14 protein-coding genes are annotated in these 15,370 nt (G+C 63.5%); 4 read left to right on the plus strand and 10 right to left on the minus strand.

Going from position 1 to position 15,370, the window contains the following annotated elements; all coding sequences use genetic code 11:
• Positions 1 to 144: 144 nt before the first annotated feature.
• Positions 145 to 1,578, plus strand: coding sequence for a methylenetetrahydrofolate--tRNA-(uracil(54)-C(5))-methyltransferase (FADH(2)-oxidizing) TrmFO (gene trmFO / locus ACMYR2_RS10085; RefSeq protein WP_347263067.1), 1,434 nt, complete (start codon positions 145 to 147; stop codon positions 1,576 to 1,578).
• A gap of 27 nt (positions 1,579 to 1,605) precedes the next feature.
• Positions 1,606 to 2,706: an AMP-binding enzyme gene (locus ACMYR2_RS10090; protein ID WP_347263068.1), complete on the plus strand. Its 1,101-nt coding sequence runs from the start codon at positions 1,606 to 1,608 to the stop codon at positions 2,704 to 2,706.
• A gap of 6 nt (positions 2,707 to 2,712) precedes the next feature.
• Here ACMYR2_RS10090 and ACMYR2_RS10095 read toward each other — a convergent pair whose 3' ends face one another.
• From ACMYR2_RS10095 to yajC, 5 genes are all read right to left on the minus strand, one after another.
• Positions 2,713 to 3,573 (minus strand): phytoene/squalene synthase family protein, encoded by an 861-nt coding sequence (locus ACMYR2_RS10095; RefSeq protein WP_347263069.1) that lies wholly within the window; start codon positions 3,571 to 3,573, stop codon positions 2,713 to 2,715.
• Between the two features lie 196 nt (positions 3,574 to 3,769).
• A complete protein-coding gene (locus tag ACMYR2_RS10100; RefSeq protein WP_347263070.1) occupies positions 3,770 to 4,156 on the minus strand; it encodes an Mth938-like domain-containing protein in 387 nt (128 codons plus the stop codon).
• Positions 4,153 to 5,229 carry a protein translocase subunit SecF gene (gene secF, locus ACMYR2_RS10105; protein WP_347263071.1) on the minus strand — a complete coding sequence of 359 codons (1,077 nt, stop codon included), beginning with the start codon at positions 5,227 to 5,229 and terminating at the stop codon, positions 4,153 to 4,155. The genes ACMYR2_RS10100 and secF overlap by 4 nt, the downstream gene beginning before the upstream one ends.
• 16 nt (positions 5,230 to 5,245) lie before the next feature.
• Entirely contained in the window at positions 5,246 to 6,844 is a 1,599-nt protein-coding gene (secD, locus tag ACMYR2_RS10110; protein ID WP_347263072.1) for a protein translocase subunit SecD, read from the minus strand.
• Between the two features lie 44 nt (positions 6,845 to 6,888).
• Entirely contained in the window at positions 6,889 to 7,305 is a 417-nt protein-coding gene (yajC, locus tag ACMYR2_RS10115; RefSeq protein ID WP_347263073.1) for a preprotein translocase subunit YajC, read from the minus strand.
• 187 nt (positions 7,306 to 7,492) lie between these two features.
• On the opposite strand from yajC, the gene ACMYR2_RS10120 reads away from it, so the two are divergent.
• Complete coding sequence (locus tag ACMYR2_RS10120) at positions 7,493 to 8,464, plus strand: ATP-binding protein (protein ID WP_347263074.1); 972 nt, start codon at positions 7,493 to 7,495, stop codon at positions 8,462 to 8,464.
• A gap of 41 nt (positions 8,465 to 8,505) precedes the next feature.
• Here ACMYR2_RS10120 and chrA read toward each other — a convergent pair whose 3' ends face one another.
• From chrA to ACMYR2_RS10135, 3 genes are all read right to left on the minus strand, one after another.
• Positions 8,506 to 9,693: a chromate efflux transporter gene (gene chrA, locus ACMYR2_RS10125; protein ID WP_347263075.1), complete on the minus strand. Its 1,188-nt coding sequence runs from the start codon at positions 9,691 to 9,693 to the stop codon at positions 8,506 to 8,508.
• 176 nt (positions 9,694 to 9,869) lie between these two features.
• Positions 9,870 to 11,246 (minus strand): peptidoglycan DD-metalloendopeptidase family protein, encoded by a 1,377-nt coding sequence (locus tag ACMYR2_RS10130; protein ID WP_347263076.1) that lies wholly within the window; start codon positions 11,244 to 11,246, stop codon positions 9,870 to 9,872.
• 148 nt (positions 11,247 to 11,394) lie between these two features.
• Positions 11,395 to 12,048 carry a protein-L-isoaspartate(D-aspartate) O-methyltransferase gene (locus ACMYR2_RS10135; RefSeq protein WP_347263077.1) on the minus strand — a complete coding sequence of 218 codons (654 nt, stop codon included), beginning with the start codon at positions 12,046 to 12,048 and terminating at the stop codon, positions 11,395 to 11,397.
• Positions 12,049 to 12,315: 267 nt separating this feature from the next.
• On the opposite strand from ACMYR2_RS10135, the gene ACMYR2_RS10140 reads away from it, so the two are divergent.
• Positions 12,316 to 12,696, plus strand: a complete 381-nt coding sequence (locus ACMYR2_RS10140; protein WP_347263078.1) for a response regulator — start codon at positions 12,316 to 12,318, stop codon at positions 12,694 to 12,696.
• Positions 12,697 to 12,761: 65 nt separating this feature from the next.
• Here ACMYR2_RS10140 and surE read toward each other — a convergent pair whose 3' ends face one another.
• Together surE and serS are read right to left on the minus strand one after the other, a co-directional pair.
• Positions 12,762 to 13,529 carry a 5'/3'-nucleotidase SurE gene (gene surE, locus ACMYR2_RS10145; RefSeq protein WP_347263079.1) on the minus strand — a complete coding sequence of 256 codons (768 nt, stop codon included), beginning with the start codon at positions 13,527 to 13,529 and terminating at the stop codon, positions 12,762 to 12,764.
• 225 nt (positions 13,530 to 13,754) lie between these two features.
• Complete coding sequence (gene serS, locus ACMYR2_RS10150) at positions 13,755 to 15,332, minus strand: serine--tRNA ligase (protein ID WP_347263080.1); 1,578 nt, start codon at positions 15,330 to 15,332, stop codon at positions 13,755 to 13,757.
• Positions 15,333 to 15,370: the final 38 nt, after the last annotated feature.

Genomic DNA, 15,370 nt, shown 5'->3' on the forward strand with positions numbered 1-15,370 from the left:
AACCCGCTCGCTGACATCGGGACGGCCTTTGCATCCGCGGTGCTTTCGGGTCTGCTTCCCCGACGCGAATACCGTCGAGGGTTGAAGCGCCGGACCGGCGTTAGCGCGTTCCTTTTGGATGAGAAACGCGCTACCCCTTGTCCCATGACACAGTTTGAATCCCCCCGCACAACCGTTCATATCATCGGCGCCGGCCTGGCCGGTTCGGAAGCGGCCTGGCAGGTCGCGGATCAGGGCGTTCGGGTCGTGCTGCACGAGATGCGGCCGCACCGGATGACTGCGGCGCACCGGACCGGGGGCCTCGCGGAACTGGTCTGTTCAAATTCGTTCCGGTCCGACGATGCTTCCAACAATGCGGTCGGCCTCCTCCATGCCGAGATGCGCCGGCTGGGATCGCTGGTCATGCGCTGCGCCGACGCCAATCAGGTTCCGGCAGGCGGCGCGCTCGCGGTGGATCGCGACGGCTTTTCCGCCGCGGTCACCGAAGCTCTCGACAACCATCCGCTGATCGAGATCGACCGTGCCGAGATCGACGGCCTGCCGCCCGCCGAGTGGAGCAACGTCATCGTCGCCACGGGGCCCCTCACCTCGGCGCCGCTCGCGGCTGCGATCCGCGCACTGACCGATGAAACCGCGCTCGCCTTTTTCGACGCGATCGCGCCCATCGTTCATCGCGACTCCATCGATATGTCGAAAGCCTGGTTCCAGTCCCGTTATGACAAGACCGGCCCGGGCGGCAGCGGCGCCGATTACATCAACTGCCCGCTGAACGAAGCGCAGTATCACGCCTTTGTGGACGCGCTGCTCGAGGGCGAGAAGGTCGAGTTCAAGGACTGGGAGACCGACACTCCCTATTTCGACGGCTGCCTGCCGATCGAGGTCATGGCCGAACGCGGCCGCGAGACGTTGCGCTACGGTCCGATGAAGCCGGTCGGCCTCACCAATCCGCACGATCCCACGGTGAAGCCCTACGCCGTGATCCAGCTACGCCAGGACAACAAGCTGGGCACGCTTTACAATATCGTCGGCTTTCAGACCAAACTGAAGCATGGCGCGCAGACGCGGATCTTCCGCACCATTCCCGGCCTTGAGAACGCCGAGTTTGCCCGCCTGGGCGGCCTGCATCGCAACACGTTCCTGAATTCGCCGAAGCTGCTCGACGCCCGGTTGCGGCTGCGCGCCGAGCCACGGCTGCGCTTCGCGGGACAGATGACCGGATGCGAAGGTTACGTGGAATCCGCCGCGATCGGGCTGCTCGCCGGCCTCTACGCGGCAGCCGATGCACGGTCATGCACGCTTGAAGCCCCGCCCCAGACGACGGCGCTCGGCGCGCTGCTCGGCCACATCACGGGCGGCCACATCGAGACCATCGACGCGGGGCCCCGCTCGTTCCAGCCGATGAACATCAATTTCGGATTATTCCCGCCGCTCGCCGATCCGCCAACCAGAAAGCCTGACGGCACGCGCCTGCGCGGCAACGAAAAGGCGATCGCAAGGAAACAGGCGATCTGCGCGCGCGCGCTGTCGGACCTCGATCGCTGGATCGCGGACGCGCTTCGTCGGGCAGCAGCCGCATAGGTTCAACACGCTATCTTCAGGATTATCATGCCCCTTCCGAAGCAGGACGCAGCATTCCTGTCCACGAAATGGACCGAAGGAGTCCTGCTGAAACGCGACGTGTTTTCGACCGTGGAGCGCGGACGCTTTCAGACCACCACCGGCGAGACCGGCGCGGTGCTGCGGCGGCTGGATCAGGTGCCCTGGTGGTCGTATCTTGTCGCGAGGCACCTGTTCGAGCGCGAGCGCAAGGCGCTGACGCTCGCTCACGATCTCGGCCTCGGTCCACGGCTGTTGTGGAGCGGTCGCAGCGCGTTGGTGCGAGACTTCATCGATGGCGTGGCGCTGCATCTCGCCAGACCCTACGGCGACCTGTCCTACTTCCGCTCGGCGAAGGCGGCGCTGCGCAAGCTGCATCGCGCCGGCATCTGCCACAACGATCTTGCCAAGGAGCAGAACTGGCTGCGTGGCAACGACGGCAACGCCTACCTGACGGACTTCCAGCTTGCCGCATGTTTCAAACGTCGATCGCGCCTGTTTCGCATCGCGGCTTACGAAGACCTGCGGCACCTTCTCAAGCACAAGCGCACCTATGCGCCCGACGCCCTGACGCCGCGCGAACGAAAGATGCTTGAGCGCAAGTCGGTCATAGCGCGGACGTGGCTGATGACCGGCAAGAAGGTCTACCAGGCCATCACGCGCGGCCTGTTCCGTTTCACCGACCGCGAAGGCGGCGGCCGGCGTCTCGTCAACGATGCCCCTGTGCTGATCGCGCGCATCAGGGAAAATCCCGCGGTGCGCGACGCCGCCATCGTTGCCTTCGCTGACCGCCGCAGCGGCGTTGGGCTTTACGCTTTTGTCGAGGCGGACCTGCCCGAACTCGAAGCGCGGTTGCGCTCCACGCTTGCCGCCGCAGGCGAGCCGAAACCTCCCGAGCACATCCAGGTCGTCGCGCGCCTGCCACGTGGCGCAGCCGGCAAGGTGCGCACCGAAATCCTGCAACTGATCGCCATGAATCAGATCGACCTGATCGAGCCGTTGATCACGAGTCCCGAGGATCGCGAATTCTTGCGCGGTATCCTGGAGAGTCGAAAAAACCTGCGCGACCGTTTCAATTTCGAATCGACCGATCAGGCTCTGCCGACCTGATTATGTTCAACCGCGAAATGCCTTCGAGCGTGACGCCCGCCACATGACCCACAGGATGCGCAGCCGCGACGCCGGCCTTGGCGCAAAGGGGTTGATGTTGGCGCCATCGACAACATCAAGCGCGCGACGCACCAGCGCGAGCGGAAGATAGACGCCGCGAGCCTGCGGCGGCAGGTCAGGCAGCAGACCCAACGCCGCCTTCAGATGCGGTCGCGCCTCATTCGCCAGTCCGCCAATGGCCGCGCGAATGGAAGGCATATCCCGGCCCGTGAACATCTGTTCCAGATCGGCGCCGTGCTGCTCCAGCAACGTGAGCGGCACATAAGACTGCCGCCGCGAAGCGTCGAAACCGAAGTTCGCGATCACCCGCGCCATACCGCCGGCGAGGCCGGCGTGTCGGGCGAGATGATCCGTCTGCTCCGGCCGCTGTCCGACGATACGCGATGAGAGCGAGAACAGCGCGCACGACGTGTCAGCCAGATATTGTTCCAATGCCGCCATGTCCGGCATCGGATCGTTGTAGAGATCGAACTGATGCGCCTCGATCAGTCGCCGCAACAACTCGACCGCAAGATCGTGATCCCGGATCGCGAGCAGGAGTTCCGCCGCGACCGGATTGCCTTCAACGCCGCCATGCCCCGCGCCCGCGAGCATATCCATCCACCATTGCAGGCGGACTTCTCCCGCCAGCGGCTGGGTGATCTGCTCTCTGACCCTGACGATCTCGACATTGAAAGCATAAAGCGCGAGCAGCGCGCGGCGGCAACGGAGCGGCGCAAACAACGTCGTCGCATAGCTGCCGAAATCGTGGGTGCGCACCAGTTCCGCACAGAACGCCGCGGACGTGTTCTTTGTTGTATCGTTCATAACACCGCAATCACGCGCGCCAAGGAGCACATCGATATGACGGTCGCCATAATACAGCAACCAGCGCCATCAGGCGCTGCCGGTGTGGTGTAGTGATCACGGTACGGCAACCAGCGCCGTCAGGCGCTGCCAATGTGGTGAGGTCATCATGCCACGGCTATCAGCGCCGTCAGACGCTGCCGATGTGGTGAGGTGATCACGGTACGGCAACCAGCGCCGCCGCTACCCTGCGCCGCTCGCCCAGCATGATGTTGTAAGTGCGGATCGCCGGCCCCGTGAGCATGGTGTCCACGCCGATGCCCACGCGGCGCAGGGCCGTGCGCAGTTCGGGAGGAACAAGCCACACATCTGTTCCGGTGCCGATCAACAACGTGTCGATGGCGGCTGCTCCCTCAAATACGCGCGCCAGCGCATGACGGTCGATGTCATCCGCTCGCGCTACGGGCCACGCCCAAACGCCGTCCGGCAAGCAAAGCAGCGAGCCGCGATGCGACATGGTATCGAAGCGAAAGCCGCCGTTGCCATAGGCCTCGATCGCGGCGGGCCGCGGAAGGTGCGGCGCCTCCGGCGGGACAGCACTCACGGCTTCGCTGGTTTCGCGGACTTGGCCAGCTTCTCGGACTTGGCAGGCTTTTCGGGCTTCGCCAGCTTTTCGGGTTTGGCGGGCTTTTCCTCGACATCGGCGCGGTTCTCGCCCACGCCGAGATAGATCAGAATCGGAGCCGCGATAAAGATCGAGGTGTAGGTGCCGACCAGCACCACGCCGAACGTCATCACCGCGGTGAAGCTGTGGATCGCCGGACCGCCGAACAGCAGCAAAGCAAGCAGCGCCAGGGTCACGGTGACATGCGTGATGATCGAGCGCGAAAGCGTCGAGTTGATCGATGCGTTGAGCAGTTCAGGCATCGGCATTTTCTTGTAACGCCGGAGAATTTCGCGGATCCGGTCGTAGATGACGACCGTGTCGTTCAGCGAGTAGCCGAGAATTGTCAAAAGCGCCGCGATGCTGGTGAGGTCGAAGTCAACCTGCGAAATCGACATGAAGCCGATCGTCAGCACGATATCGTGCACGTTGGCGATCATCGCGCCGAGCGCGAACTGCCACTCGAACCGGAACCAGAGGTAGATCAGGATACCGAATATCGCAAGCATCAGGCCGAGCATGCCGTAAGCGAGCAATTCACCGGACACGCGCGGCCCGACAACCTCGACCCGGCGATAATTGACGCTTTCGCCAAGCGCGCCGCGCACCTTCTGCACCGCCGCCTGCTGCGCGGCGTCTCCGCCCGGCTGCTCGGCGACGCGGATCAGCACATCGGTCGGGCCGCCGAACTGCTGAAGCTGGACCTCGCCCAGATCGAGCTTGCTCAGCGTCGCGCGCATGCTCGCGATGTCAGCTTCGCCAGATTTGGCCTGCACCTCGAGCAGCGTGCCGCCCTTGAAATCGATGCCGAAATTCAGGCCGTGCGTGAAGAACAACGTGATCGCGACGATCGAAAGCACGGCGGAAATCGGAAAGCTGATGCGGCGGAAGCGCGTGAAATCGAACTTCGTGTCGTCCGGAACGATTCGCAGCGCAGGCAGCAGACCAAACCAGCTGACGATGGTCAGTACAACGATGAGGGCACCCAGCCCGAGCAAAATCGATTGAGTCACAGCCGGCTCCGCGTCATCAGATCGGTACGGTTTGCGGCCGTTTCCAGCGCACCCACATCGCAACGATCAGCCGGGTCACCTCGAAGGCGGTGAAGACCGTTGTAATGATACCGATGCCGAGGGTCACGGCGAACCCGCGCACCGGGCCGGTGCCGATGTAGAACAGCACCGCGGCGGCGATGAACGTCGTGATGTTGGAATCCAGAATCGTCGCCAGCGCCCGTTTGAAACCGGCGTCGATGGCCGAAATAGCGGTGCGGCCGGCGCGCAGTTCCTCGCGGATACGCTCGTAGATCAGCACGTTCGAATCCACGGCAATGCCTACCGTCAGTACGATGCCAGCGATGCCCGGCAAGGTCAGCGTCGCGTTCAGCAACGACAGCACGCCGAAGATCATGGCGACGTTGATGGCGACCGCGATATTCGCGATCACCCCGAAAAACCGGTACGTCAGCAGCATGAACAGGATCACCATGATCGAGCCGACATAGGCGGCAAGCTCGCCCTGTTCGATCGAGTCCTGTCCGAGGCCGGGTCCGACGGTGCGCTCCTCGATGATCGTCAGCGGCGCGGGCAGCGCGCCGGCGCGCAGCAGGATCGCGAGGTCGTTGGCCTCCTGCACGGTGAAATTCCCGGAGATCTGACCCGAGCCGCCGGTGATCGGCTCGCGGATGACGGGCGCCGAGATCACCTCATTGTCGAGAATGATGGCGAACGGCTGTCCGACGTTTTCGGTCGTCGCCTGCGCGAATTTTCGCGCGCCGTTGCTGTTGAAGCGGAACGTCACGATCGGCTCGCTGGTGCGCGAATCGAATCCCGGCTGGGCGTCGGTCAGATCACCGCCTGAGACGAGCACCTGCTTCTTGACGACGTAAGGCGTCTTGGGCGCCTGCGAACCCATCAGCACTTCGGAATCGCCGGGCACCCGCCCCTGCGTGGCCTGATCAGCCGGAATGCTGGAATCGACCATGCGGAAGTCCATCTTGGCGGTTTTGCCGAGGATTTCCTTCAGCCTTGTCGGATCCTGCAATCCCGGCACCTGCACCAGAATGCGGTCGGCGCCCTGACGCTGGATCAGCGGCTCGACGGTGCCGAGTTCGTTGACGCGCTTCTCGATGATCTGGATCGACTGTTCGACCGACTGGCGGATGCGGTCGGTGACGGCGGCCTGCGGCACGGTCATACGGATCACGCCGTCAGCGCTGCTGACTTCAAGGCTGCGCTGGCCGCTGGAGCCGAGCAAACCTCCCAGCGGCTGCGACAGCTCACGCAGTTTGCCTAGCGCGGTCTGGAATTCCTCTTCCTTGCTGATACGAACCTCGACGGCGCCGTTCTTGGCGGCAAGGCCGGTATAAGCGATCCGGGCGTCGCGCAGCGTCTTTCGGGCGTCATCGCGAACCTGATCGAGCTTCTCCTTCTTGACGTAGTTGGAATCGACCTCGAGCAGCAGATACGAGCCGCCCTGAAGATCAAGTCCGAGCACGAGGTGGCGCTGCGCCCATTTCGGCCATGTCTTGACCTGCGCCTCCGGAAAGAAATTCGGCACGGCGCACAGGCAGATCGCGAGAGCGGTCACGATGATCGCCAGCGCCTTCCACCGCGTAAAGTACAGCATCGAGATAACTCGTCAGATTCGAGGAATGATCACCCGAGTATCACCTAGCTCGCCGCGGTGTCGTCCCTGGAGCCATTTCCTTTGGCGCCATCGCCCTTGGCGACTCCTTTTGCCGGTTCGCCCTTGGTCGTTTCACCTTTGGCCGGCTCGCCCTTCGCGCGGACGATCGAAATCATCTGTCGCATCTGCCGCACCCGGACGCCATCAGCGATTTCGAACTCGATCTGCTCGTCATCCACCACCTTGGTGACCTTTCCGACCAGGCCGCTCGATGTGATGACGGTGTCCCCGCGGCGAATGTTCTTCACCAGTTCGGCGTGCTCTTTCGCCTTCTTCTGCTGGGGCCGGATGATCAGGAAATACATGATGATGAAGATCAACGCGAACGGCAGCAGCGACATCAACAGGCTGTTGGCGTCGCCGGAGCCGGCGGCCTGAGCAAAGGCGGGGGTAATGAACATTCGGGCCATTCCTTGGGATCAGACCGGCGTGAGCACAGAGTCGGGCCGATCAAGAGCAAATTCGCGCGGACTATAACGGCCACGGTCCCAATTGCAACGCCGCCAGACCCTTGATCGAGCCACATTATTCCGCAGCTTGCGGGAGCCAGGCCGTTCCGCTAAGGGTGCGCGCCCGGGAAAGACAAAGATGGCCAGAAAGTCGCGGAAAACCAGCCTTCGAAAGGCCCCTCTCAAAACATCAAGGGCCCGCTCCGGTTCTCGGGCCGGCGCGACAAAACGTCCGAAAGTCGCGGCAGCACCCGATGCCGCGGACCGGATCGTCCGCGCTCTCGAAACGATCGCCGCCGCCATGACCGCCGCCGCCGAACGGACCGACAATCACGCGGCGATGACCCGCGCCGACGCATTCGTCTGGCATCCTGACGGGCGACTGATGCCGGTTCCGCGAGTCAGCCGCGTCGATCTCGCTTTGCTCAAGGGCATCGACCGGATGCGCGATATCCTGATGGAGAATACCGCCCGCTTTGCCGGGGGCCTGCCCGCGAACAACGCCCTGCTCTGGGGCGCGCGCGGCATGGGCAAGTCATCGCTGGTGAAGGCGGCGCATGCCAGCGTCAACGCCGACGTCAGCGGACGGCTCAAGCTGATCGAAATTCACCGCGAGGACATCGAGAGCCTGCCCGGCCTGATGGAGCTGCTTCGCTCATCCGAGTTTCGTTTCATCGTCTTCTGCGACGACCTGTCCTTCGACGGCAATGACGCCTCATACAAGTCGCTGAAGGCCGCGCTCGAAGGCGGCATCGAGGGACGGCCCGACAACGTCATCCTGTACGCGACATCGAACCGCCGTCATCTGCTGGCGCGCGACATGATCGAGAACGAGCGATCGACGGCGATCAATCCCGGCGAGGCCGTCGAGGAAAAGGTCTCGCTGTCCGACCGCTTCGGGCTCTGGCTCGGCTTTCACCGCTGTAGCCAGGATGAGTATCTCGCGATGGTGCGCGGCTATTGCTCCCACTTCGGCATCAGGCTCGACGACGCCGAACTGGAGCGGGAGGCGCTGGAATGGTCGGCCACGCGCGGCTCGCGTTCCGGCCGGGTTGCCTGGCAGTTCACGCAGGAGCTTGCGGGGCGGCTCGGCGTGCGGCTGGCAACGTAATCAGCCCGGCAAGATTTGCGTGCGCGCAGGTATCGTTGCATTCACAGCGCTGTCAGCAGTTCGGCGCAGATGCCGCAGACGAGAACGACCAGCCACGGCGGCGCGCGCCACATGAGCAGCACGAAGGCGACCACGGCCAGTCCGAAATCCCCCTTGGACAGGATGCCCGAGGTCCAGACCGGGTTGTAAAAGGCCGCCAGCAAAAGGCCGACAACCGCGGCGTTGACGCCGCGCAGCGCCGCCCTGGTCGCGGTCCGCCGCCGTAATTCGTCCCAGAAAGGCATCACGCCGACCACCAGCAGGAATGGCGGCAGGAAGATCGCCACAAGACACAGCAGCGCGACCTTCCAACCGCCGATCACTGTTCCGAGATAGGCAGAAAAGGTGAAGAGCGGTCCCGGCACGGCTTGCGCCGCGCCATAGCCCGCCAGGAAGGCATCATTACTCACCCATCCCAACGGCACCACTTGCGCCTGAAGTAGCGGCAACACCACATGGCCGCCGCCGAACACGAGCGAGCCGGCGCGAAAGAACATGTCAAAGAGTCTTATATCCGCATTGTCGGAAACCGCCGACAGGATCGGCAACCCCACCAGCAAAGCAGCAAATACCGCCAGCGCGAGAATCGCAGTCGCCCGGCTTGCCGGCGGCGCTGCGCCGATGTGATCAATCGGCTCGGGTTCGGACTTCAACATGACGATGCCGGCCAAAGCGCCAAGCACGATCGCACCTATCTGGCCCCAGACTGAATCGATCGCCAGCGCCGTTACGGCCGCCAGCGCGGCCACGCCGGCGCGCTCGCGATCGGGCGTCAACGTGCGCACCATGCCAAGAATCGCAAGCGCCACGACCGCGACGGCAGCCACTTTCAGGCCATGCAGCCAACCGCTGTCCAGCGCGTTGCCGAATGAAGACACACCGTAGCCGAACAAAACCAGCGCAAACGCTGACGGCAGCGTGAAGCCCAGCCAGGCCGCAACCGCGCCGACGTAGCCGGCCCGCGCCAGACCGATGGCGATGCCGACCTGGCTGGAAGCAGGGCCCGGCAAAAACTGGCACAGGGCCACCAGATCGGCAAAACTTCTTTCCTCCAGCCATCTCCGCCGGTCCACGAACTCGTTGCGGAAGTAGCCGAGATGGGCAACGGGACCGCCGAATGATATCAGGCCGAGCTTCAAGAACGCCGCAAACACCTCGCCCGCGCGCCCCTCATGCACGGAGGACGTCATGTGGCGGCGCAAGCCATGAGCATTGTGGATTTCCCCCGTCCGACAAGGCGCGCGGTTCGATCGCGTGCCTGCGGGTTCCGTAGTGGATATCCGCGAAACGACATTGGCCGCGCAGCGGACTTCGCGGCCAACTTAGATATAGAGCCCGCTCGGAACTGCGACGCCGCCGGGGACTCTCATGCCCCGTTCAGGAAATTCAGCGGGTCGACCGGAGTGGATCCTTTCCGGATCTCGAAGTGAAGCTGCGGTGAGCCCGCCTCGCCCGACTGACCCGACTTGGCGATGACCTGGCCGCGCCTGATGGAATCTCCGCGCTTCACCATCAACTCACGCGCATGGGCATAGGCGGTCACGTAACCGTTGGAATGCCGAACAAGCACCAGGTTGCCGTAACCCTTGAGTTCGCTACCGGCATAAGCAACGACGCCGTCCTCGGCGGCCTTGACCGGCGTGCCCTCGGGCACGGCGACGTTGATGCCGTCATTGGATTTCCCATTCGTCCGGGCGCCATAGGCCGTGATCACGCGGCCACGCACCGGCCAGCGGAAAGTCGGCAAAGCGCCGGTCGCCTCCGCGGCTTTCACCGAGGGTTTGACCACGGCCGCTTCAGGCGTCGCGGTCGCAACCGCGAGGTTGACCTTCTGAACCGGACCTTCGGGTGCGGCAGCGGCGTGAACCACGGGCGCGGGCGCGGGCCTGGATGCGGCAGCAGGAGGCGCGGCCGGAACGGGAACAGGTTGCGCGGACACCGCGGCAACCTTCGTCGGCACCGTGATTCTCGTGCCGATCTTCAGTTTCGCGCTCGGCGGCAGTCCGTTCGCGCGAGCAAGTTCCCCCACAGAAACGTGATTGCGGCGCGCGATGCTCATCAGCGTGTCGCCGCGATTGACGTAGTGGGCGCCGGACGCAGCCCTGGCTCCCGCAGGCTTCGCAACCGGAGCCGGAGCCGTTTGCGTTTCGGCCACCGCCGCGCGCTTCGGAATGATCAGCCGCTGACCAGGCTGCAACTGGCGCGGACCGCGATAGCCATTGGCTTTCAGAATCTCCGCGGTGGATACGCCATATCGGCGCGACAACCCGTCCAGCGTATCGCTGGTTCCGACAATGATCGGCGTGCCGCCGTTATGATTCCAGCCATCCCGCGCCGCGACAGGGGGGGCGGACTCGATCGGACGAGCGGGAGGCGTATAAGAACCGGGACCGCGCCCGCTCCCCGACACATTCGATGCCACCGGATAGGACTTCGGCGTCGAGATCGGCGGCAACGGCTGCGATTGATAGTCGGACTGGGGTCGATACGGGGGCCGCGAATATTGCTGCAACTCGCGGCGCTCCACCGGAGCCGCGGGCGCCGCGGCCACCGTGCCGGTGGTCTCCCGCTGCCAGCCGAAGCGATTTGATTGCTGTGGACCTGATTGCTGCGGACCACTGTCCAACTGCGCGAGGCGCGTCGACATATCCGCGCTGCATCCGGCAAAACCGATCGACACCAGCGCCAGCACCGCTACCTGCGGTACGCGGCGCGAGCAAAGCAACTCGACGACACGGGACATGGTTACTCACTCGTACGCAACACGACTACAGATTTGAATAAACACCGTCCCAGTAAACAAAGCCTTTCAGCCGGACACGCCACAGCCTCGAAAGTCAACATCGCCGGACAGCGGATCACGACCGCAACCGCACCTGCGAGGCGCAGGGTCAGAGCTCGCGGGCAATACCCGGCAGCGCCGGCACGAAGCGGACGTCGATCAGTTCCTTGCGGATCATTCCGGCGGGGGCGCGCCGCAGGAGGATCAGGGTCTGCCGCCCGCTCTGCGGTCCGACAGGCGCGATCAAAAGCCCGTCGGGCTCAAGCCTGGTCGCCAGCGCCTCCGGTATCTGCTCCATCGCCGCGGTCACCATGATGCGGTCGAACCGCCCTGCTTCGTCGGGAATGTCGAAGCCGTCACCCAGCAGAACTTCGACGTTATCGTAACCGAGATGCTTCAACCGGGCGCGCGCGCGATCGGCGAGTTCGCGATACCGCTCGATCGTTACGACCTCGCGGCAGAGGCGCGACAGGATCGCGGTCTGGTAACCCGAGCCGGTGCCGATCTCCAGGACCCGGTGATCGTCACCTAATTCCAGCCGCTCGGTCATGTAGGCCACGACGAACGGCTGGCTGATGGTCTGGCCGCAGGCGATGCCGAGCGCGGTGTCGCACCATGCGTCCTCGCGATCACCCTGTTCGACGAAAGCATCGCGCGGGACGTTATCCATCGCGCGCAGCACGCGCAGGTCGCTGATGCCGCGTCGCCGCAGATTAAGCTGAAACATCATCTTTTCGGGCGGCGGATGATCGGCGGGGGACATGACGGGCGAACTCTCGATCGCCGGCGCTTGGCCGAGCGGTTGTCAAGACAGGTTAACGCAATCTGCGCAGATCACCCGCCGGGTCAATCCGGCGAGGCAAGTATTTGTTCCGGCAAAGATCGGCCGCCACGGCTTCCGCCGGTCCGGGAATCTTCGGAGTTACCGCCCGGCGCCCTGGTCCGACAGTGTTGCCCCAGGGAGCGACACCGATTGCGTTCGGTCAAATAATTTGCGACCCTGCGTTGGTGAGAAATCGGAATTCCCCACATGGAATCAGCGAAGCCACCCGGCGGCTCCGTATTCCTCGTTGAAGACGAGGTTATGATCCGCATGATGGTTGCGGACATGCTGGAGGAGCTCGGCTATAGCATCGCCGCCGAGGCGGGCGACATCGAGCAGGCTCTCCAGCTCGCGCGCACGACGAACTTCGACATCGCGATTCTCGATGTCAACGTCAACGGAAAGCTGATTTCCCCCGTGGCGGAGGTCATCGAAGGCCGCAACCGGCCTTTCATCTTCGCAACCGGCTATGGCACGCAAGGGCTTCCGCCCGAGTACCGCAACCGCCCGTCCGTGCAGAAGCCCTTCCAGATGGATGGTCTCGACGCCGTGATCCGAAGCACGCTCAAGGGCGGCGCCGTGGCCTGAGACAGAGCCTCTCCGCTTCTGATGTGATCCGAAGCGAGATTAATCCAGCGTGGATTCCGGGCGTTCTACCTGAATTTCGCCGTCAGGATCCCGGCGAACGCATCGTCGGTGCGGTCCAGCCGCAGCGGCGTCACTGAAACACATTGTCCCGCGATCGCCGCGAGATCGGTGCCGGACGCGGGGGTATCCGCGTCGTCGGCCTTCTCGAAACCGATCCAGAAATACGGGTTGCCGCGGCCATCGCGACGCTCATCGATCCTGAGGAAGCCGAGATTGCGCTTGCCCATCCGCGTCACCAGCACGCCCGCCACGTCCTCCGGCCCGCAGGCCGGAAAATTGACGTTGACCACCGTGTTCTTCGGAATGCCGATCTCGATCACCCTGCGGAGGATCTGCGGCGCGAACGTGCGCGCGGTTTCCCACACCGGCCTGTCGCCGGTTTCCATGCTGAACTCCTGCGACAGCGCGAAAGACGGCAGCCCGAGCATCGTGCCTTCGAGAGCCCCCGCGACCGTGCCGGAATACACCACATCCTCGGCGAGGTTGCGGCCACGATTGACGCCTGACAGCACGAGATCCGGCCCCTTGTCGGCGAGGATGTAGCGCGATCCCATGATCACGCAGTCGGTCGGCGTGCCCTTCACCGCGAAATGGCGGGGTCCGATTTCGCGCAGCCGCAGCGGATCGTTGAGCGTCAGCGAATGCGAGACCCCGGACTGATCGTGCTCGGGCGCGACCACCCACACATCGTCGGACAGATCCTTTGCGATCTGCTCGAGGACTTCGAGGCCCGGCGCATGGATGCCGTCATCGTTGGTACAGAGAATCCGCATGCGTGAGTGTGCCTCTTTCGAACGCCGCCCGTGCTGTTCCGGGACATCTCATATCCGGCCCGGCCGAGGCTGGCAAACCTGACGTTCCGCTTGCGCCGGCGGATTTTACGCCGTCATCACCGGGCTTGTGCCGGTGATCCACGTCTTTCCGTTAAACCGCAAGCAAGACGTGGATGGCCGGAACACGTCCGGCCATGACGCTGAAGCTGGGTCTGAGGGCGGCGGCTACGTATCTTTCGCGATCACCTTCAGGCCGCCCATGTAGGGCTGCAAGACATCGGGCACGGCGATGGAGCCGTCGGCCTGCTGGTAGGTCTCCATGACAGCGATCAGCGCGCGGCCGACCGCGGTGCCCGAACCGTTGAGCGTATGGACGAAGCGCGGCTTGCCGTCGCTTGCGCGGTAGCGCGCGTCCATGCGCCGCGCCTGGAAATCACCGCACACCGAGCAGGACGAAATCTCGCGGTAAGCGCCGCCCTCTCCCTGACCTGAGATTTGTCCTGGCATCCACACCTCGATGTCGTAGGTCTTCTGCGAGGCGAAGCCCATGTCGCCGGCGCACAGCGTCATCACGCGGTAATGCAGGTCGAGCCGGCGCAACACTTCTTCAGCGCAGGCGAGCATCCGCTCGTGCTCGTCCTTTGACGTTTCGGGCGTGGTGATCGACACCAGTTCGACCTTGGTGAACTGATGCTGACGGATCATGCCGCGCGTATCGCGTCCCGCCGCGCCCGCCTCGGCGCGGAAACACGGCGTCAGCGCGGTGAAGCGCAGAGGGAGTTCTTTTTCGTCGAGGATGGATTCGCGGACAAGGTTTGTCAGCGAGACTTCGGCGGTGGGAATGAGCCAGAGCCTTTTACTAACCCCTTCTTTTGCTATCCGTTCGAATTCAGCAGAAAACTTCGCGAACTCTTTTGAGAATAGACCAAAACTATCCGCGTGCGCTTGAAATTTTTGAGACAGGCTAGTGAACGTGGGGCTAATCCATTTAACATCGATTCCGCGCTCTTTCGCGTCTCTCATGGCAGCGTTCAATTGAACATTGATCTCATTTAACTCGCGATCAGCGCTGCGCTGCTCGGTCATGCGACCGACCTCGCGCTCATGCTTGATCTGTAGTCTTCTAAACTCTCCGAATGCTTCGAACTGATCCTCCTCAAACTTCGGCAACTGCGCCGTGCCGAACATCGCATCGTCGCGCACCAAGAGCGGCGGGTTGACTTCGGTGTAGCCGTGTTCGCCGGTGTGAACGTCGAGGAAGAATTGACCGATGGCACGTTCGAGCCGCGCCAGCCCCCGCTTCAACACCACGAAACGCGCGCCCGACAGTTTCGCTGCCGCCTCGAAATCCATATCGCCGAGCGCGCCGCCGAGATCGTCATGTGCTTTTGGCGTAAAGTCATAGTCGCGCTTTTTTCCGAAGATGTGATGCTGCACGTTGCCGTGCTCGTCGGTCCCCTCGGGCACCTCGTCGAGCGGAAGGTTCGGAATTTGCGCAAGCTCCTTGCGGAGCTCATCATCCGCCGCCTTCGCCGCCGCTTCCATCTGCGGCATGGTGGTCTTGAGCTCGGCGACCTCCGCCATGAGCTTCGCGGCACGCGCATCATCCCTGGCCTTCTTGGCCTCGCCGATTTCCTTCGAGGCCGCGTTGCGGCGCGCCTGCGCCTGCTCCGACTCCAGAATTGCCGCGCGGCGTTTCTCATCGATCGCGAGCAACGATGACGACAGCGGCTCAAGTCCCCGCCGCTTCAGCGCGGCGTCGAACGCTTGCGGGTTGTCGCGGATCACTTTGATGTCGTGCATGGAAGATCGGCCCCGGAAGGAAAGCGGTTGAAGTCCAC

The organism is Nitrobacter sp. TKz-YC01 (assembly GCF_047824785.1).
Lineage (GTDB): Bacteria > Pseudomonadota > Alphaproteobacteria > Rhizobiales > Xanthobacteraceae > Nitrobacter.